At 60.3% G+C, this 19,027-nt stretch carries 19 protein-coding genes and 1 pseudogene; 11 read left to right on the top strand and 9 right to left on the bottom strand.

The annotated features are described in order from the left end of the window. Nucleotides 1-127: 127 nt before the first annotated feature. Nucleotides 128-1,024, top strand: coding sequence for an acetylglutamate kinase (gene argB, locus CKO42_RS02665; RefSeq protein WP_200238253.1), 897 nt, complete (start codon nucleotides 128-130; stop codon nucleotides 1,022-1,024). Nucleotides 1,025-1,351: 327 nt separating this feature from the next. On the opposite strand, the gene pyrE is transcribed toward argB, so the two are convergent. Next, nucleotides 1,352-2,008 carry an orotate phosphoribosyltransferase gene (pyrE, locus tag CKO42_RS02670; RefSeq protein ID WP_200238257.1) on the bottom strand — a complete coding sequence of 219 codons (657 nt, stop codon included), beginning with the start codon at nucleotides 2,006-2,008 and terminating at the stop codon, nucleotides 1,352-1,354. 83 nt (nucleotides 2,009-2,091) lie between these two features. Between pyrE and CKO42_RS02675 the strand changes: the two genes are divergently transcribed. Continuing rightward, nucleotides 2,092-2,775: a sulfite exporter TauE/SafE family protein gene (locus CKO42_RS02675; protein ID WP_420844256.1), complete on the top strand. Its 684-nt coding sequence runs from the start codon at nucleotides 2,092-2,094 to the stop codon at nucleotides 2,773-2,775. 119 nt (nucleotides 2,776-2,894) lie between these two features. On the opposite strand, the gene CKO42_RS02680 is transcribed toward CKO42_RS02675, so the two are convergent. The 7 genes from CKO42_RS02680 to rph form a co-directional block, all read right to left on the bottom strand. Continuing rightward, the gene (locus CKO42_RS02680) at nucleotides 2,895-3,224 is read right to left on the bottom strand and encodes a DUF167 domain-containing protein (protein ID WP_200238263.1); all 330 of its coding nucleotides are present in this window, start codon (nucleotides 3,222-3,224) and stop codon (nucleotides 2,895-2,897) included. Between the two features lie 24 nt (nucleotides 3,225-3,248). Next, entirely contained in the window at nucleotides 3,249-3,494 is a 246-nt protein-coding gene (locus CKO42_RS02685; protein WP_200238266.1) for a hypothetical protein, read from the bottom strand. A 19-nt stretch (nucleotides 3,495-3,513) separates the two neighbouring features. Then, nucleotides 3,514-4,089, bottom strand: a complete 576-nt coding sequence (locus tag CKO42_RS02690; protein ID WP_200238269.1) for a YggT family protein — start codon at nucleotides 4,087-4,089, stop codon at nucleotides 3,514-3,516. Next, on the bottom strand, nucleotides 4,086-4,922 hold the full coding sequence (gene proC, locus CKO42_RS02695) for a pyrroline-5-carboxylate reductase (RefSeq protein ID WP_200238276.1): 837 nt from the start codon (nucleotides 4,920-4,922) through the stop codon (nucleotides 4,086-4,088). The genes CKO42_RS02690 and proC overlap by 4 nt, the downstream gene beginning before the upstream one ends. 21 nt (nucleotides 4,923-4,943) lie before the next feature. Further along, nucleotides 4,944-5,651, bottom strand: coding sequence for a YggS family pyridoxal phosphate-dependent enzyme (locus CKO42_RS02700; RefSeq protein ID WP_200238281.1), 708 nt, complete (start codon nucleotides 5,649-5,651; stop codon nucleotides 4,944-4,946). A gap of 218 nt (nucleotides 5,652-5,869) precedes the next feature. Beyond that, on the bottom strand, nucleotides 5,870-6,535 hold the full coding sequence (gene rdgB, locus CKO42_RS02705; protein ID WP_200238284.1) for an RdgB/HAM1 family non-canonical purine NTP pyrophosphatase: 666 nt from the start codon (nucleotides 6,533-6,535) through the stop codon (nucleotides 5,870-5,872). Between the two features lie 200 nt (nucleotides 6,536-6,735). After that, a complete protein-coding gene (gene rph, locus CKO42_RS02710) occupies nucleotides 6,736-7,452 on the bottom strand; it encodes a ribonuclease PH (protein WP_200238287.1) in 717 nt (238 codons plus the stop codon). A 405-nt stretch (nucleotides 7,453-7,857) separates the two neighbouring features. On the opposite strand from rph, the gene CKO42_RS02715 reads away from it, so the two are divergent. From CKO42_RS02715 to CKO42_RS02725, 3 genes are all read left to right on the top strand, one after another. Further along, on the top strand, nucleotides 7,858-8,727 hold the full coding sequence (locus CKO42_RS02715) for a YicC/YloC family endoribonuclease (protein WP_242479064.1): 870 nt from the start codon (nucleotides 7,858-7,860) through the stop codon (nucleotides 8,725-8,727). A 97-nt stretch (nucleotides 8,728-8,824) separates the two neighbouring features. Then, nucleotides 8,825-10,399 carry an ATP-binding protein gene (locus CKO42_RS02720; RefSeq protein WP_200238293.1) on the top strand — a complete coding sequence of 525 codons (1,575 nt, stop codon included), beginning with the start codon at nucleotides 8,825-8,827 and terminating at the stop codon, nucleotides 10,397-10,399. Nucleotides 10,400-10,649: 250 nt separating this feature from the next. Next, complete coding sequence (locus CKO42_RS02725; protein WP_200238296.1) at nucleotides 10,650-10,808, top strand: DUF433 domain-containing protein; 159 nt, start codon at nucleotides 10,650-10,652, stop codon at nucleotides 10,806-10,808. On the opposite strand, the gene CKO42_RS02730 is transcribed toward CKO42_RS02725, so the two are convergent. Next, nucleotides 10,797-12,056, bottom strand: coding sequence for an ATP-binding protein (locus CKO42_RS02730; protein WP_200238299.1), 1,260 nt, complete (start codon nucleotides 12,054-12,056; stop codon nucleotides 10,797-10,799). The genes CKO42_RS02725 and CKO42_RS02730 overlap by 12 nt on opposite strands. Before the next feature lie 111 nt (nucleotides 12,057-12,167). Between CKO42_RS02730 and CKO42_RS02735 the strand changes: the two are divergent. From CKO42_RS02735 to CKO42_RS02760, 6 genes and pseudogenes are all read left to right on the top strand, one after another. Beyond that, nucleotides 12,168-12,258 (top strand): annotated as a pseudogene (locus tag CKO42_RS02735) (Uma2 family endonuclease); the annotation flags it as partial. A gap of 17 nt (nucleotides 12,259-12,275) precedes the next feature. Then, entirely contained in the window at nucleotides 12,276-13,028 is a 753-nt protein-coding gene (locus tag CKO42_RS02740; RefSeq protein WP_200238302.1) for a GAF domain-containing protein, read from the top strand. A 36-nt stretch (nucleotides 13,029-13,064) separates the two neighbouring features. Further along, nucleotides 13,065-15,347 carry an efflux RND transporter permease subunit gene (locus tag CKO42_RS02745; RefSeq protein WP_200238307.1) on the top strand — a complete coding sequence of 761 codons (2,283 nt, stop codon included), beginning with the start codon at nucleotides 13,065-13,067 and terminating at the stop codon, nucleotides 15,345-15,347. 479 nt (nucleotides 15,348-15,826) lie between these two features. Continuing rightward, nucleotides 15,827-17,071 carry a PEP-CTERM sorting domain-containing protein gene (locus CKO42_RS02750; RefSeq protein ID WP_200238310.1) on the top strand — a complete coding sequence of 415 codons (1,245 nt, stop codon included), beginning with the start codon at nucleotides 15,827-15,829 and terminating at the stop codon, nucleotides 17,069-17,071. A gap of 116 nt (nucleotides 17,072-17,187) precedes the next feature. Further along, on the top strand, nucleotides 17,188-18,156 hold the full coding sequence (locus tag CKO42_RS02755) for a hypothetical protein (protein ID WP_200238313.1): 969 nt from the start codon (nucleotides 17,188-17,190) through the stop codon (nucleotides 18,154-18,156). 224 nt (nucleotides 18,157-18,380) lie between these two features. Further along, entirely contained in the window at nucleotides 18,381-18,866 is a 486-nt protein-coding gene (locus tag CKO42_RS02760; protein ID WP_200238316.1) for a hypothetical protein, read from the top strand. Nucleotides 18,867-19,027 lie beyond the last annotated feature (161 nt).

The raw sequence follows: 19,027 nt of genomic DNA on the forward strand, positions 1-19,027 counted from the left end.
CGATCGGTGACCTTTCCTCCAGCCAGACTGCGTGGCCGCATGAACCCTCAAATCCCGCTGCCTGCGGCACAAGCCTTATTGGCCATTGCCTTAACCAGATACTGATCAGTTAACCCGAGGAGCTTCGATGTCGATTGCTGCAGACAGCGCCCAAAATATTGCCCACGTCCTCACCGAGGCGTTGCCCTATATCCGTCGCTTCTCGGGCAAGACCATGGTCATCAAGTATGGCGGTAACGCCATGGTCGAGCAGGCGCTCAAGGACGGCTTTGCGCGCGATATCGTGCTGATGAAACTGGTAGGGATCAATCCAGTGGTGGTGCATGGAGGCGGGCCACAGATCGGCGATCTGTTGAAGCGGCTGGGCAAGGCCACGGAATTCGTCCAGGGCATGCGGGTCACCGACAGCGAGACCATGGACGTGGTCGAGATGGTGCTCGGCGGGCTGGTCAACAAAGAGATCGTCAACCTGCTCAACCGCCATGGTGGTGCCGCAGTTGGTCTGACTGGCAAGGACGGCGATCTGATCCACGCCCGCAAGCTTGTCTTGCAACGTGATGCGCCGGAGCTGGAAGCCCCTGAGATCCTCGATCTGGGTCATGTTGGTGAGGTCGATAGCATCGATCCCGCAGTGATCAACATGCTGGTTCAGGGCGACTTCATCCCCGTGGTCGCGCCGATTGGTGTCGGCAAGGATGGCTTTTCCTACAACATCAATGCCGATCTGGTCGCTGGCAAGATGGCTGAGGTGCTGCAGGCCGAGAAGCTGGTCTTGCTGACCAATACGGCTGGCCTGCTCGACGAGCAGGGCGGGCTGATCCGCCAGCTCGAGGTCGCGCGGGTCAATCAGCTCATCGCCGAGGGCGTGATCCACGGTGGCATGCTGCCCAAGATCCGCTGCGCGCTCGAAGCCGTGCAGAGTGGCGTGCGTGCCGCCCACATCCTCGACGGTCGCGTCGAGCATGCCGTGCTACTGGATCTATTTACTGATGAAGGCGTGGGAACATTGATCCGCGGGCGCTGAATCAGGCGCGAGCGGTGCGCCTGAAGCGACTCCTGCTAAGAGACTGTCCATCAACTTCTTACCGATTTGAGGGCCAGTGTTGGGCGATTATCGGGAAGTAGGAAATGAACAGCCACTAAGTGCGTCGCTTGCTAATAAGTGCGTCGCTCCGCGGTGGCTGAAAGCCGCGGAGCGACGCGTTCCCGCCTCGCCGAAGTCACAGTCAAAGATTAGCCGCTGGCGGATGATGGAACTGCGACCCAGTCGAGGTTTTGGCACCAAGCGACCTGTTTTTTGCGCCATCCTTCATCCTTCATCCTTCATCCTTCATCCTTCATCCTTCATCCCTCAAGCGTCTCTCATCACAGTTCCATACTCAGCCCGATAGTCAGCCAAGGCGGCGAGCGTCGCTTTTGAAATCCCGCTCTCATCGACGTACTGGATCAGGCTATCCAGGTTGACGATACTCTGCACCGGGATGCCGTAGCGCTCGCGCGCCTCTTGGATGGCCGAGGTCGGACCTTCGCCGCGCTCTTGCCGATCCAGTGCGATAATCACGCCGGCGAGCCGGGCGCCGGCCTGCTCGATCAGGGCTGCGGATTCGCGGACCGAGGTGCCGGCGGTGATCACGTCGTCGATCAAGAGCACATTGCCCTGAAGCGCGCTGCCGACGATGATGCCGCCCTCGCCATGGTCCTTGGCCTCCTTGCGGTTGAAGGCGAAGGGCGTTTCCCGACCATGCTCATGGGCCAGCGCAATGGCTGTGGCCGCGGCGAGCGGGATGCCCTTGTAAGCTGGGCCGAAGAGCACGTCGGTCTGCAGGCCGGTGGCGATGATGGCCTGGGCGTAGAAATGGCCGAGCTTGCCCAGGCTCGCGCCTGTATTGAAGCCGCCCGCATTGAAGAAATACGGGCTGACGCGACCGGACTTGAGGGTGAAGCTGCCGAAGCGTAAGACGCCGGCCTCGATTGCGAAGCGGAGGAAGTCTCGTTGATAGGAATGCATGACGCCGTCTGGTCTCTCTCATCATCGTTACCGGGCCGGCATGATAGCCCGAGTCCGGCGCCGCGTCCGCGGGGGCGCTGCGCATGATGACCGGCTCATTACTGACAGCCTGGGTGGTGGGGTTGCTCGGCGGGGTGCACTGCGTCGGCATGTGCGGCGGTATCGTCGCGACCCTCACCGCCGGACTGCCGCGTGAGCAGCGACAGCAACTGGCGCGGCAGCTGCCGTTTCAGCTCGCTTACAACAGCGGACGCATCCTCAGTTATACGCTGGCGGGCGCACTGATGGGCGCGCTGGGTGCGGTCGCGCTCGAGTTTCTGCCGCTGCATCTGGCGCAGCGGGCGCTGTATCTCATTGCGGCGGTCTTCATGCTCGCGCTTGGGCTCTATCTGGGCGGCTGGTGGCAGGGGCTGACCCGCATCGAGCGGCTCGGGGCGCGGCTCTGGCGTCACATCGAGCCGCTCGGGCGCCGCTTCCTGCCGGTGCGCCATTGGTCGCAGGCGCTGGCGGTCGGTCTAGTCTGGGGCTGGCTGCCCTGCGGACTGGTCTACAGTGTGCTCATCTGGTCCGCAGGCTCGGGAGGACCGTTGCAGGGGGCTTTGCTGATGCTGGTGTTCGGTCTCGGCACCTTGCCCAACCTGCTCGGGCTTGGTCTTTTAGCCGGCGCAGCCGCGCGCATCAGTGAGCAACGCTGGCTTCGTCAACTTGCGGGCGTGATGGTGATCGGGTTTGGTCTCTATGCGCTTTGGCAGGGGCTGGTGCTTTAAGGCGGAGCGCGCCTTGGTCCACGGGCCACTCAGAAAAGTCGATGTCGGCATCGCCGAGCGCGTCTACAGGCTGCTAGCTGGCTGATGACCCGACGCGTTCTTCGGTATCGCTTTTCACTTCATGACTTAAGGCCCTTGCGCGCATCGCTGATGCCCAATGTCAGCTGACCTGGGTTTTTGACGCGCAATTGCTTGGTGCGGCTCTGCAGCCCACTGACCAGATCGACCGCGCTGTAAGAGACACCGAAGCTCTCAGCAATGAACCGCACCAACTCGGCGTTGGCGCGGCCATCGATCGGTGGCGCCTTGAGCTTCACCTTGAGCGCATCGCCGAACGGCTCGGCGAAGGCGTTGCGGCCAGCGCGTGGCTGCACGCGCAGCCGCAGTAAAAGGTCGTTGCCCTCCCAGCGATACCAGTCGGTGGAGTTGGTCTCAGTAGCGTCGTTCATGGTCATTGTCCTTGCCCTTGCCGCTCAAGCGCTTTCGCTGTCTCGGAGCGCCAATCGACGCTCAACGCGCTCAAGACGTCGACGAAACTCGTCCATCTCGCCTTTACTGCTGTAGAACGCCGTGCTCAGGCCAGCAAGCTGCTGGCCCATGGCTGAGACTTGGACTTCAATCGCCGAGAGACGCTGCTTGACCTCGCTCATGTCAGCGCGGATCTCAGAGCGCATGGTTTGCAAGATATCCAAGACAAGATTGTCGGGCTCGTTGCTCATGGTATGACTTTCCTGTTCATTAGAAAGGACTCCCGGTCAACAACCGCAATGGTGGCAGCAACAGCATCTCGAGCAGTACCAAGCTGATCATCACCACCATTGGCGACAGATCGATGCCGCTCATCGGCGGGATGAGCCGTTGCGCGGGGCGCATGATCGGGTCGGTGATATCGCTGAGCAGCATGACGGCAGGATTGTACGGATCAGGATTCACCCAGCTCAGGATCACCCGGATCAGCACCGCGAACAGGAAGATGCTGATGATCAGCGACACCAGCCCCGGTAGCGCCCAGAGGAGGGCGCCGAGTGGATTGCGACCGAGTCCCATCAGCATCGACAGCAACGCCAGCTCGCAGGCCTTCAGCACCCAGGCCAGCACGACCGCCGAGAGGTCGAAGCCAGCATAGCCGGGGATCACCTTGCGCAGCGGCCGCAGTACCGGCGAGGTGAGCTTGACCACGAACTGCGAGATCGGGTTATAGAAGTCGGCCCGCGCCCACTGCAGCAGGAAGCGAACCACGACCAGCGTGATATAGAGCCCGAACAGGGTCTTGATCAGGAAGATCAGTGGATTGGTAAAGTAGGCCTCGGTCATTGTTCCTCCGCGATCAGTTCGGAAAGCTCCTGCGCGCGATGCCGAGCGGCGGCCACTGCGCGCAACGTTAGGGCCGGCAGACCACCCTCTTCGAACACCGCGATGGCGCGCTCGGTGGTGCCGCCGGGCGAGGTGACGCGCTGGCGCAATTGTTGCGGCGACTCGTCGCTCTCGACCGCCATGCGTGCGGCGCCCAAGGCGGTTTGGATGCTGAGCAGTCGGGCACCCTCGGGGTCGAGTCCCTCTGCGATCGCAGCCTTCTCGAGCGACTCCATGAACAGGAAGAAGTAGGCAGGGCCGCTACCGGAGAGGGCGGTGACCGTGTCGAGCTCGGCCTCGGTCTTGACCCAGTGCGTCAAGCCGCCGGCGCGCATGACCTCTTCGGCCAGGTTGACCTGCTTCGCCCAGGTACCGGCGCTGGCATGCAGCCCAATGGCGCCGGATTGCACCAGCACCGGAGTGTTGGGCATTGCGCGCACCAGCGGCGCGGGCTGTCCGAGCCAGCCGTGGATCGAGGCCTCGGTGACGCCAGCCATCACCGAGATGACCAGCGGCAGAGGCTCGCTGAGCAGGGCGCCGACCTCGCGGCAGGCGACCGCGGCCACCTGCGGTTTGACACAGAGGACGATGACCTCGGCGGCGTCGATCGCCTCGACAGTCTGGGCGCAGGCGGTGATGCCAAACTGCTCGGCGAGCGCGTCGCGCTTCGCGGTATCCGGGTCGCTGACGGTCAGCCGCGTGGCCTCATAGCCGTCTGCGATCAGCCCAGCGATGAGGCTGCGGGCCATGTTGCCGCCGCCGATGAAGGCAATGCGTGTCGTGGTTGAGGGCATAGGCAAGAAGATTCCTGACGTCTAATATTTCGATCTCGGGCCGAACACGGCCGTGCCAATACGCACCATTGTAGCGCCCTCGGCGACTGCGGCCTCAAGATCGTCGGACATCCCCATCGATAGGGTCGCAAGCGGCTGCTCCGGCGTTGCAAGCTGATCGCGCAGGGCGCGCAGCTCGGCAAATGGCTGGCGCTGGGACTCGAAGTCGTCGCTTGGGGCCGGCAGGGTCATCAAGCCCTCGATGCGCAGCCCGTCGATCGCGCTGCACTGCTCGAGCAGTAAGGGCAGCGCCTCCGGCTCGACACCGGCCTTGCTCGCCTCGCCGCTCAGATTGACTTGCAGACAACAGCGCAGAGGCGCAAGCCCGAGCGCGACCCGCTGCGCGCCGAGGCGTTGGGCATGGTGCGCATCACCCAGCCCATGCACCCAGCTGAAGTGCTCGGCGATGAGCTTGGTCTTATTGCTCTGAATGCGGCCGATGAAGTGCCAATCCAGCGCCAGATCAGCGAGCAGCGCCTGTTTATCGCAGGCCTCTTGCACATAGCTCTCGCCAAAGGCCAGCTGGCCGTGCTGATGGACAGCGCGGATCAGCTCCGCCGGCTGCACCTTGCTCACCGCGAGCAGCGCGACGCTGCCCGGCTCGCGACCGAAGCGAGCCTCGGCAGCGGCGATGCGCGCACGCACTGCGTCGAGTCGAGCAGACACCTCGGTATCGTCGGAGGCGTTCATTGTTTGGCTCCTCATTCAAGGGCGCGATTCAATCGTCCAGCGCACAGAGCGCGTCGCCATCCAGGGCGATGAAGCGACGGTTTCAGGATAAACCCGTTCCTGAACTCAAGGGGTTCACGTCAATCTCGCGCGATTCATCTGCTGGGTGGCGCGGTGCCATGCGCGTTAACGTGAATCTCATGCGATACATTTTCCGGGGTGGCGCCGCGCCATGAGCGTTAGGCCCGGGCTGCAGGCTGGGTGTTGAGGTTATAAGGCGTCGGCTGCTCCAGCAGGCTTGCGACCAGCGCGCGCAACGCCTGGCCGCGATGGCTGAGCGCATTCTTGGTCTCTGGCTCTAGCTCGGCGGAGCTCATGCCGTGCGTTGGCACGCCAAAGATCGGGTCGTAGCCGAAGCCGCGCTGGCCGCGGGGTGCGTCGAGGATCAGCCCTTCCCAGGTGCCTTGGCAGATCAACGGGGTCGGGTCATCGGCATGGCGCAGATAGACCATCACACATTGGAAGCGAGCGCTGCGGTGAGCGCCGGGCTGCTCGGCGAGCGCTTGCAGCAGCTTCTCACAGTTGGCTTCATCGCTACTCTCGGCCCCAGCATAGCGCGCCGAGTAGATGCCGGGCGCGCCCTGCAGGGCGTCGACCTCGATCCCGGAATCGTCAGCGATCGCCGCTCGGCCACTGCAGCGTGCCGCATGACGGGCCTTGAGGATCGCGTTCTCGACGAAGGTCAGGCCAGTCTCCTCGGCCGACCCGATGCCGAGCTGGCCTTGGGGGATCAGATGCAGCCCGGCGGGGGCGAGGAGCGACTCGATCTCGCGCAGCTTGCCGGCATTGTCGCTGGCGAGGACGATGGCGTTGGCGTTGGCGTTGATGTCAATCTTAGGCTTCATGCGTCATGTTCGTGCTTGTTCACTGAAAAAGAGCGTTTGAACCGGAGATTTTGCAGAATTTCGCAGAGGATTCATCGGGTCTCTGCCAGGCACCGCTTCCGCCCTCGATGCCGTTTCTGCTGCCAGCGGTCTTCTGAGCTGCCAAACAAGACGCCCAATGAATGGGTTTCATCTGCGGTTTCACTCCGCTGGAGCAACGCTCAGTCGGTGAGGACCGCGCGCTGCGCAGCAATGATCTGTTCGATGCCGATCGTCGCCAGGTCGAGCATGGCGATCATCTCGCTGCGCGAGAAAGGCGCCGCCTCGGCCGTGCCCTGGATCTCGATCAGCCCGCCATCATCGGTCATCACCACATTCATATCGGTATCTGCGCTGCTGTCCTCGGCATAGTCGAGGTCCAGCACCGGCGTGCCGGCATAAACACCCACCGAGACCGCCGCAATCTGTCGCTTCAGCGGCGACTGCTGCAGCTTGCCGTGCGCGACCAGCCCTTGGATGGCGATCTGCAGTGCGATCCAGGCGCCACTGATCGCCGCCGTGCGGGTGCCGCCATCGGCCTGGATCACGTCGCAATCCAGCGTGATGCTGCGCTCGCCGAGCTGCTTTAGATCAGCCGCCGCCCGCAGCGAGCGACCGATCAGGCGCTGGATCTCGAGGGTACGCCCGCTCTGCTTGCCGCGTGCCGCCTCGCGCTGCATGCGCTCACCAGTCGAGCGCGGCAGCATGCCATATTCGGCCGTGATCCAGCCCTGACCTTTGCCCCGCAGGAACGGCGGCACCCGCTCTTCGACGCTGGCGGTGCAGAGCACCCGGGTCTCGCCGAACTCGGCCAGGACCGAGCCCTCGGCCTGGGACGTAAAACCGGGAATGAAGCGCAAGGGGCGCAGCTGATCAGGTTGGCGGGCAGACGGGCGCATGTGGGGCTCCATGGATGAAGGGGGCGAAGATAATGGAGGGAGGCGAAGATAATAAGCAAGGCGGTCTGGCCTGCGAGTTGTGACTGTGGCGCTCGTCAGGAGAGAGGTCTCGCCGTGGCCTGATTGTCGCACGTGAGCAGCGGCGATGAGCGGCTGCGTGACCCCGATGCAGCCGAACGGATTGTCGGCATGGCTCGGCTTTGGGGTCAAATCAAACCGCATACTGATGAGGCTTCAGACACTTCAATTGCCGCGCCTCTTCGCGGCTTTTGGTGTCCAGCAGTGATTCAATGCCAGTAACCCTGGGCGCAACGGCTGATTTGTTTCAGCCGCTCAGCAACGCTGATCGCGTTATGATCGCGCCAACGTCCGCAACCCGATCGAAACAAACCTATGGCTAAGAGCATGACCGCCTTCGCCCGCCAAGACCGCAGTACCGAGGCCGGCGAGCTGACCTGGGAGGTCCGCAGCGTCAATCATCGCTTCCTCGAGCCGCATCTACGCCTGCCAGAAGACCTGCGCAGCCTCGAGCCCAAGGTCCGCGAGACCCTGGGCCAGCATCTGAGTCGCGGCAAGATCGACCTCAGCCTGAGGTTAGGCGGGCGCGGTGGGCCAGGCGGCTCCGCTGGCTCTGCGGAGCTGCGCGTCAACACCGCGCTGCTCGAGGCGCTGCTCAAGGCCGCCGACAAGGTCGCCACCCGCATCGGCGAGCCGGCGGCGCCGCACATGTTCGACCTGCTGAGCTGGCCCGGCATGCTCGAAGAGGCGCCGAAGGACATGGAGGCCCTCAGCAGCGCCGCGCTCGAGCTCCTCGACCAAAGCCTCGTCGCCCTCGTCGAAGCCCGCGAGCGCGAGGGCGAGCGGCTGAAGACGCTGCTGCTCGACCGCTGCGACAAGCTCCTCGAACGCGTTGCCGAGGTCCGCGAACGGATGCCCGAAGTCCTCGCCGCGGTACGCACCCGCATCGCCGACCGACTCGCCGAGGTGCGCGACGAACTCGACGAGACCCGGCTCGAGCAGGAGATGACCCTGATCGCCCAACGTCTCGATGTCGACGAAGAGATGGACCGCCTAGAAAGCCACATCACCGAGGTCCGCGACAGCCTCAACAGCGACGAGCCCATCGGCCGCCGGCTCGACTTCCTGATGCAAGAACTCAATCGCGAGGCCAATACGCTGAGTTCGAAATCGCCCGATGCCGCGGTCACCCGCGCCGCTGTCGATATGAAGGTACTGATCGAGCAGATGCGAGAGCAGGTTCAGAATATCGAGTGAGACAGCGTAAGTAAGCACAGCGCAAACGGGGGAGCCTGCACCGCGTTTTCTTACCGCATACCCCCTGGGACGAGACACGTTTGGCGGAACTCCAGTGATGCGATTTTTCAACACCGAAGGCCCGGTGCGGGCCGAAGACCATTACGTCTTGCCGCCGCTGCAACGCTGGGATCTTGGTGACGTGCTCGCCCTGATCGAGCAGAAAAAATATTTTCTGCTGCACGCACCACGCCAGACCGGCAAGACCAGTTGCCTGCTGGCCTTGATGGACTACCTCAACCGCGAGGGCCGCTATCTGGCGGTCTATGCCAATCTCGAAACCGCCCAGGCTGCACGCGAAAACCTCGCACTGGCGATGACCGACATCGTGCAGACCATCGCCGCCGAAGCACGCCTGGATACGGGCGAGCAGGGCCTTGCGGAACTGGCAGAAGACGTGCTGGCGCACAACGCCCCAACGCGTGCCCTACGCGCCTTTCTGACCCGCTGGTGTGAGCGCTCCGAGCGGCCCCTGGTACTCTTCCTCGACGAGGTCGACGCGCTGGTCGGCGATACCCTGGTCTCGCTACTGCGACAGTTGCGCGCCGGCTACCGTCAGCGCCCCAGCGCCTTCCCGAGCACCTTGGTGCTCTGCGGCGTACGCGATCTGCGCGATTACCGCATCCACGCCAGCTCCGAGGCGGAGCCCATCACCGGTGGCAGTGCATTCAACATCAAAGCCGAATCCCTGCGACTGGGGGATTTTCACCCCGAAGAGGTCAAGACGCTGCTCGGCGAGCACAGCTTGGAAACCGGGCAGCCATTCACCCCCGAGGCCGTCGAGCGGGTCTGGCATCTGACCCAAGGCCAGCCCTGGCTCGTCAATGCGCTCGCCTATGAATCCTGCTTCCGGATGCCCGAGGGTCGCGACCGCACCAAGCCTATCAACCGGGCGCTGATCGATCAGGCAAAAGAGCAGCTGATCCTGCGCCGCGTCACCCATCTCGACCAGCTCGCCGACAAGCTGCGCGAGCCGCGGGTGCGGCGCATCATCGAGCCCATGCTGGCCGGCACCGCAATGGATGTGATCCCGATCGACGAGCGTGATTATTTGGTCGACCTGGGACTGTTGCGGCGCGTCAATGGCGGCAGCCTGGAGATCGCCAACCCGATCTACCGCGAAGTGCTGCCACGCACCCTCGCCAGCGGACCCATGGACTCCCTGCCGCAGATCCGCCCGAGTTGGCTCGATGCCGCTGGGAACCTCGATCCGGACGCCCTGCTCAACGCCTTCCTCAGCTTCTGGCGCCAGCACGGCGAGGCCCTGCTCGGCAGCGCGCCCTATCACGAAATCGCCCCGCATCTAGTGCTGATGGCCTTTCTGCAGCGGGTCGTCAATGGCGAGGGCAGCCTAGAGCGCGAATACGCCATCGGGCGGGGCCGCATGGACCTGTGCCTGACCTACCGCGCGCTGGTGCTTGGGATCGAGCTGAAAGTCTGGCGCCCTGGCGCGCCCGATCCACTGACGGAAGGCCTGGCGCAGCTCGATGGCTACCTGGCCAGTTTGGCGCTGAACAGCGGCTGGCTGATCATCTTCGACCGCCGCCCCGAGGCGCCACCGCTCGCCGAGCGCCTGGCAAGCAGCCTAACCCGCACACCCGCTGGCCGCGCAGTGCGGCTGATCCGCGCCTGAGCTGGTCGGCCAGGTTTCAGTATCATCCAAACCAGCGCTGCAGGTTCCAGAATCGGATCTCGGTGAAGATCAACAGAAGATTGAATGAGAGGTAGAGCCATGTCCGTGCAGCCGGCTCCACAGATCAGCTTTGATGATTGGCTGTGGGGAGATCGCGCGTTCTACGATCACCGACGTGATGTGGTTACTAATATCAGATCTCGGTGGAGACGCCATGGGCGCTCCGGTCGCATCCAACGGAGATGGCAAGATGAGCTATCCAGAGCTTGATCGCATGACCCTCGACCCAGGAAAGATGGGTGGAAAACCCTGTATCCGCGGGATTCGGATCACCGTGGGTACGATGACCGGTTTGCTGGCGGCCGGCGAGAGCATCGACAGCGTCTTGGGTCAGTTGTTAGCCAAATAATCGATGAGAAGGCACTGCCCAGTAGCCAGGTTCGATCTCTCCTAATTGATCACCACAATAGACCACCAGCCCTCCAAGCCATCGTTCACCTAGCTTGGCTGCGAGTCGCTTCATTCCGCCGAGGTCTGTTGCGCTAACAGTCTTCCGGCTCTTGACTTCTAGGCCCAAAAAGCCCGTCATCGTTTGCAACAAAAAATCAACCTCCAAGCCAGAGCGGGTGCGGTAGTAAAATAGCTGCGTGTCGGACTGCAATGTCCGTAGCCACTTGATCAATTCGGCTGCCACATAGGTTTCAAAAAAATGCCCGTCCATGGGCGCATCGGTGGAACGGCCGATCAGCGAACGCAGTAGTCCACAATCCATCCAGAACACTTTTGGCGTCTTGACCACCTGACTGGTAATGTTTTCGGCATAGGGTTGGAGCAGGAAGGCCTGATACGACAAGCGCAGGTATTCCATGTAACGCCGTGCTGTCTCGACGGCTACGCCGGCATCGCGCGCCAACTCGGAAAACGACAACATCTGGCCGGAACGCAAGGCGGCGAGCTTCTGAAAACGGCGGAACGGCTTGAGATCATCCAGACGCGCCAGATCCCCCAAGTCACGTTCCAGATAGGTGATTTCATAGGACTTCAGCCAGCGTTGACGCATCGACTCGTCGAGCGCGAGTAAGCCGGGCATGCCTCCCCATTTCCAAAGATGACATTGGGCTTGTTGGTACCGTTCCGCGATGTATCCAAATAAGACCACCGGCTCCTCCCGCAGGCAATCCAGCGGTCGGTCGCTCGCCAGCAGTCGCGCCAGCAGTGGTTCAGACAATTCACTCTGCTCGTCGGCAACAAGCTCAGAAAGCATCAGCGGGAAAAGCTCGTAGAGAAAGACGCGCCCCGCCAGAGACTCTTTGATGTTCTTCAACAACAAAATCTGTGCCGAGCCCAGTAAGGCACTGAAATCCAATCGTCCATCATCGTAGGCAAACTTGACCTTATCGAGCAACTCGGGCGCTTTTTGCACCTCATCGAGCACCGCTTTGCCGACGGTCTTTCCCCAGGCAAAAGAACTCACTGCTGAGAGTTGATCGCGATATTCGATCGCGTCGAGGTTGTAGTAGGCGAGATCGGCATAAAGCCGGCGGACCGATGTCGTCTTGCCGGTCTGACGAGCGCCCGTTAGCAACACTAACCCGCGCAGATCAGCCGCAGGAAGCACCTGTTCGGCCCATCGTTTTACCTGTAAATGTTCTCTCATGCCGAGAAATATAGCAGGTATTTAGGCGAGGTTCCGATGCTGCACGCGTCAGAATCGGATCTCGGTGAAGATCAACTAGGATATGATGACTGACCTGATGTGGTTACCAATCCACAGCTGATCGTCGAAGTGTTGTCGGAGTCCACCGAAGCCTACAATCGCGGACAGAAGTTTGCGCATTACCGCGCGCTAGAGAGCCTCGAGGCCAAGAGAACAACCATGGCGCGACTTGTTGTTGAACAGTTAGTCGGCGTAACCACGCTGATCGAGCAGAAACCAAACCTCGAGGAAGGCCTACGCGACCTCGCCGGGTTGACGGCGCGCTCTATCGGGGCAGGGCGCTGCTCGGTGATGCTGTTGTCTGGCAGCAGCGACGCGGGCGGGCAGGATCTCAAGGTGTACTCGCATTTCGGCGACCTGCCAGCAATCGCCTACCAGGTACCGGCAAAACCGCACTCGAGTATCGCCTGGCAGGTGGCCTCGACGCGCCAGGCGTTGATGGTCAATGATGTCATCGCCTCGCCGTTGGCCAGTTTTGCCGCGCAGCCCGAGCGCATCGATGAGCCCTTCATGTCAGCCCCCATCACCACCGCCAACAGCGTGCTGGGCGTGATCAACGTGAGCAAGCGTCTGCAGGGTGACCGCTTCAGCGAGGCGGACCTCGAGCTGTTGGAGCTCTTCGCGCTGTTCGTGGGCAAGTCGATCCATGTCTTCCAGCTCGAGAGACTCTCCGAATCGCGCATCCTGCAGATGGCTCAGGTGCTTGATCAGCGTGAAGCGGGTGGGGCCGGGCCGATCAATCCTGATCCAGCCCGGATTGCCAAGATCGTGGCGAAATCCTTCTATCGCGAGCTCACCTTGGCCGGCTTCGGCCCTAAAGCCATCATGTCCGTCGCCAGCGAGGTCTTAGGTCAGCTGAACGACACCCTGAGTTCGCATCGCGCGCGTCTCGAGCGTCGAGAAGACGACTAACGGACCGCCACCCCTCACCTCAACAATCCGTGCACCATGAAACGCATTCACCTGCCAGCCAGCCTTGCCCTCAGCATCCTGCTGCTCACTAGCCTCGCTGGCGGCGTCATCCTCACCTGGCTACAGGTCAACAACGCACCCGATACCTACTTCCCGCCCAGCGTGCCGACGGTTCAGTTCGAGCACCAACTGCGCGAGACCTTTCCCACCGATGAGGTCCTGGTCGCCCTGTTCGAGGGCCAGGATCTCTTTGAGGACAGCTTCCTCGAGCCCTTTCTGCGCCTCACCCAGCGCATGGAGCAACTGTCGCAGGTCGATCGCGTGCTCGCGGTTGGCGCCTTCGACCAGATTCGCGGCACCGCCGATGGCTTTGCGGTCGAGCCGCTGCTCTCCGCCGATCTCCTCGATCAGCTCGATCCAGACCAACGCCGCGCACGCGTGCTGAACGATCGCTTTGCCCCCGGTCTGCTGGTCACCACCGACGGCACCGGTTTCTCGCTCATCATCCGGCCCAAGACGCTCGATGGCAGCCTGCAACGCCTCGCCCTGCAACAGGCGCTGCTCGACGCCATCGCCGAAGAGGGCCTGAGCGACCAACACACCGCCCTGGCCGGCCAGCTCGCCGTCGATGTCGCCGAGCTGCACGCCATGCTGCACGACATCCTCATCTTCGTGCCCGGCACCCTCGCCATCGGCCTCTTCGTCGTCTGGCTGCTGTTTCGCCGCCTACTCGCTGTGGTTGTCAGCGCGCTCACCATCAGCGCCGTCACCCTGCTCACCCTGGCGTTGCTAGTGCTGGCCGGCCAACCCTTCACCCTCATCGCGGCCATTCTGCCGCCGTTGATGTCGGCCCTGACCCTGGCCAGTCTGATCCATTGGTTCAATGCCATGGCCCATGCCGCCCAGCGCGGCCTCACTGGCAAGGAGCGCATCGACTGGGCCTATGCCCAAGTCGCCAAACCCATCCTCTTCGCCAGCCTCACCACCTCGGTCGGTCTCGCCTCCCTCGGCTTCAGCCCGATCCGTCCGATCGCGGCCTTCGGGCTCGCCGCCGCCGCCGGCCTGCTCATTCAGTGCGCGTTCGCGCTGCTACTGGTGCCCGCACTCTTCGAGCGTTGGGATCAGCAGACCTGGGTGCGCCGCTCCGGCGGCCTGCGCTGGCTCGATCATCTGGTGCGCTCCCTGCGCGATCTTGGCATGCGTCGCGCCGGTTGGGTGGTCGCGATCACGGTGCTGATCATGGCTGCCGGTGCGCCCTTCATCGCCCGCATCCAGACCGAAACCAATCTGCTCTATTTCTTCACCCCCGAAGCGCCCATCCGCCAGTCAACCGAGCGCATTCAGGAGCGCCTAATCGGCGTCACCAGCCTGGAGATCATCCTCGACATGCCCGCGCGTGATGGCCTCAAAGCGCCCGAGCAGCTGCGCCGTATCGCCGAGCTACAGGCCTGGCTCGAGGCCCAGCCCGAGGTCACCCGCGCGCTGTCCATGGTCGACCTGATCGAAGAGATGCACTGGGCCTTCCACGAGGAAGACCCCGCCTACCGCACCCTGCCGGACAATCGCGCGCTGATCGCCCAATACCTGCTCATCTACGACGGCCGCGACCTACACGAGCTGGTCGATCGCGAATTCGCGCGCGCGCGCCTGACGCTCAATCTGAATATCCATGGTGCCCGCGCCATCAATGCGCTGATTGGCCGCATTCGTACCCAGCTCGCGCACACCGACTGGGGCGAGATGCAGATCGAAATCGCCGGCTTCGGGCGCCTGTTCGCCGATCAGGAGCAACTGTTGATCAACGGCCAGCTACGCAGCCTCATCGTAGCGGTGGTCTTGATCAGCCTGCTCATGCTCGCCATGTGGCGCTCGCTGGGCGCGGCCGCGCTGACCATGATCCCCAACCTCGCGCCCGTGTTGCTCATCTTCATCGTCATGGGCGCGCTCGGCATCTGGCTCGACATGGCCACGGCGATGATCGCCAGCGTCACCGTCGGCATCGCGGTCGACGACACCATCCATCTCTTCCACGCCTACCGCCGCCACCGCCTCGCTGGACGTAGCGCGGTCTGGGCGCTAGCCCGCGCCTACCAGCACGCTGGCCGTGCGCTCACCGCTACCACCGTCATCCTCTGCGCCCAGTTCCTGTTGTTGGGGGCGTCGAGTTTCGTGCCGACTGTGCAGTTTGGGCTGCTGACGGCGTTGGGATTGGTTGCGGCGCTGCTGTTCGATCTCTTATTCATGCCCGCCTTGATCATTCTGCTCGAGCCGTTTAAGCGGGACCGCAAGCGAGTATCCACTGAACCAGGCCGCGCATAGGCCGCTGGCGGTTCGAGGTAGGCATCCGAGCGCTGCCATCGATCTGTAAAGAAAGCCAACACCTCTGCTCGTCTAGGTCGATTGGGTGATACAACAACATGAAGATTGAAAAAATACTTTATAAATAATAGCTTATGACGAAAAATAATGACGAAAAAACGGTTTCACACGGGGAATGCTCAGCAACGGACGCGAAAACAAATCTAGGGCATGTATTTTCGGACGAAGGTGTGTAAAAAAATTCGACACCCTCCTTAAGAGAAAAGGAATCATTTACATTAAATTTTTGGGGGATTTGGAGGCAGAATGCAGACGACTGAAGCTGCCTAGCAATCGTTGTTCACTAAAGTACGGAAAGAAAAAACTAAGGAAAACAAGCCGTAGTCAGTTGGAAAGAATGGTGCGAGGAGGGCATTAGCCGCAGTAGATGTTCAAGGGGGTCATCCGCAAAAAATCGTGGGTATACGAGAAGGCGTCTTATGTTTTCGATGATCTCGAGTTGGAAGGAATCGCCCGAGGAGAATTTGTCAAAAAACTTTACAAGATTGGCTGCTGGCCAGACCATAGAAAGTTCTAAAATCGCTAAAATCTTGTTTTATATGTATATTTTATTCTTGGCATGCGGTCTGCATAGTAAGCTTCGACTGATACTCGGGTTGAATGTATCAAGCAAAAATGCTTGGATGAAAATATCCCGTGATCTCTGTTCTGAACAACATAATCTAACGAGTAAACCGACAGGTAAAACCATGAACATTATAAAGCTTCTGCCTTTGTCAATCGCCGTATCGACTGCAATGGCAACAAATGTGGCCTCTGCCGCATTGATGTATATCGATCTAGGAACAAACGATTACGATTCGTTTACACAGGCACAGTTTGAGGCAGATGCTGACACGACGACAGCCCCCTTCAGTGAATTCATTCTGGGCCAGATCCTCGGTACATCGATCTTTGATCTTAGCAATGGAAGCATCTTCGGAAATGTAACCGAGACGAATGATCCCACTATTCTCGCTGCTTATGGAGCCTTATCTGAGGCACCTACTGACTACAAAAAATCATCCAGTACGCAAACTGAAATCTACTTCCCAATTAGCCGAGCTCAGTTGAATATCGATCAGCTAAGCCCTTTAGATACCCCTTTCGCCGATGACGAAGGCTTTACTTTGACTTGGGGACTTGATGTCAGATATAGCTTTACAGGGACGCTCGGCGCAAATGGCCCCAGCTATACCGGGGGTTATTTCGATGTCTACTTTAATGACTTTGACGCCATAAACTCAGCTGGACAAGATCTTAACATTGGTGGTTCGAGCAATGACCGCCTCGTATTCAGCGGAGAAGTCACGGGCTCGTCAATCGCTAATGGCAATCTTGATGTGTTCTCCAATATCGTCTTTGCAGAGCAAGGCTTTCTGTGGATCGCAGACTCCAATGGAACGTTTCGCGACACCTACGAGATCATCGCGCAAGGTGGGGGAACTAGCTTTCCGGTTTTGACATACGACACCAACATCAACCCACCCGTTCCTGACGCAAGCCAGCTTGTCACCTTGGCGGGCGACACACAGAATGGTGCACCCTACCAGCTTGCAGCCATCCGCCAGCTTACCTTGGATGGAAGTGCGAGCGCAGAAGTGCCTGAGCCGGCAACACTTGCTCTGATCGGCATGGGCTTGCTGGGCGCTGGCTTTGCTGGTCGTCGTCGCGCCAAGCGTTGATGGGCTGACAGGGTCTGTCGCCTTTATACGAAAAGATAGCGGCCCCGCTCGGGGCCGTTGACGGACAGAGAATCTAAAACGACAAAAACAGAAATGACGGCAAACGGAGTACCACAATGGTCAAGCGACTTTCTAGGTTAACGCCGCTCGCAATGATCGGCCTCTTCTACAACCTCCCAGCTCATGCTGGCCTGACGCCAGTCTCCTGTGGCGATCCAACAGCGTCTCCAGCTGTTCCATACGCTGTCACGCTTGACAAGATCGAAAATAATGTGGGAGCTGACCCCTTTTCTGCTGGGGCGGGTCTTGGAGCCGGCCCAACCTCATGTTATGAAGCCGCTTGGAACGATAGTGACAAAAAGCCGAAACATAATGATGACCAAGGTGGCTTAAGTTCTCCAGATCCAAATATTGGCCAGGTTGACGACGGCTGGCTGAATGGCGAGGGGGATTGGATCGATCCCCTAGAATTGATCGATGCGACTGATTTAGTTGATGTTGATGGCGTCAACGGAGCGAACGATCCGGGTTGGATTCACTTGGCGAACATTCAAATTCAAGGCGATACAACGCCGGTGTTGAGTGCTGGTTCGACAGGCGGTGAGGGGAAGTACTCTTGGGTGCATGGACTGACCGGTGTGAGTATGTCCGTCAGTGATCTGTTGACGATTGGCTTCACTTGCTCTGGCACAGGTAAAGATAAGTGCAGCATGGGGACATGGTCTATAGATACCAAGAACGATATTCTCGACTCGTTGGACAAACTCGGTCTCGGCAACAGTAGCTTTGATCATCTACTGTTTTCATTCAAAGCAGCAAACGATGTCTTCATTTACGACTTTGACTTTAACATCCTTGATGACGCACTTGATCCAAACGTCTTCGACTATGAGACGCCATACGACTTCTCTGGCACTTGGAACTCTCGGGACTTCAACTACAAGAATCTTTCACACGTAAATGTCTGGGTGCGGGATCCGCTGTTGCAAACAACCACGCAAGTCCCTGCTCCTGCTCCTCTTGCGCTGCTCGGTTTAGGGCTGTTGGCGATGGGCGTGGCCCGTGCCGCCCGCCGCATTGCCTGAAAATAAGCGGTATGCATTATTCCGTGGGTAACCGATGGAATCGTCCGCTGCATCGACATCGCTCATTAAGTTCTGGCATTGTGGAGCTGCGCGCCACCGTTGAATTTAGCCCCATTAGGTCGAGTCGCTGTTAGAATCGGATCATCGATGTTTCTCAGATGGTCCCTATGCGTTGCCAGCTGAATATCTGCTGTGTGCTGCTACTGACAGTACCGAGCATAAATGTGCTTGCGGTGGAGACTGCGCCGCGCATCTCCGACCGTGAGATTATCGAGACCCTGACGCGGCTGGAGGCTGGGCAAAAGGCGCTTGAAACGAGCATGAACCAGCGATTTGCGGCCATGGAAGCGAACATCGACCAGCGATTTGCGGCCATGGAAGCGAACATCGACCAGCGATTTGCGGCCATGGAGAAGAGTATCGATCAGCGTTTTATATTGGTCGACCAGCGTTTTGAGGCGGTTAATCAACGTTTTGAGGCGGTCAATCAGCGTTTTGATGCAGTCGATCAGCGTTTTAATGCAGTCGATCAGCATTTTGAGGCGCTCGAACGTCGCCTCGATGACTTGCTCGCGACGATGCTAGCGATGTTTTCCGCCGTGATTCTGCTGATTGTGTCGCTATTCGGCTACATCGTATGGGACCGCCGGTACCGCTCTACGTCCGCTGGAGACGCGTCTTGCTCAGTTGGAGCAAGACTTGGAGCGTGACTTAGAGCTTCGCCACGAGCAGGGTTCCTTGCCTACTCGCCTGCTGAAGGTACTGCGTAAACTGGCCCGGGACGATGAAAGGCTCGCTAGCGTACTGCGTAACTTTTCCATGTTGTAGAGACTGGTTTAATAAGGGCCAGAGACTTGGTTAGGCGGTCAAT

The sequence above is a fragment of the Lamprobacter modestohalophilus genome, assembly GCF_016583905.1.
In the GTDB taxonomy this organism is placed as follows: Bacteria; Pseudomonadota; Gammaproteobacteria; order Chromatiales; family Chromatiaceae; genus Lamprobacter; species Lamprobacter modestohalophilus.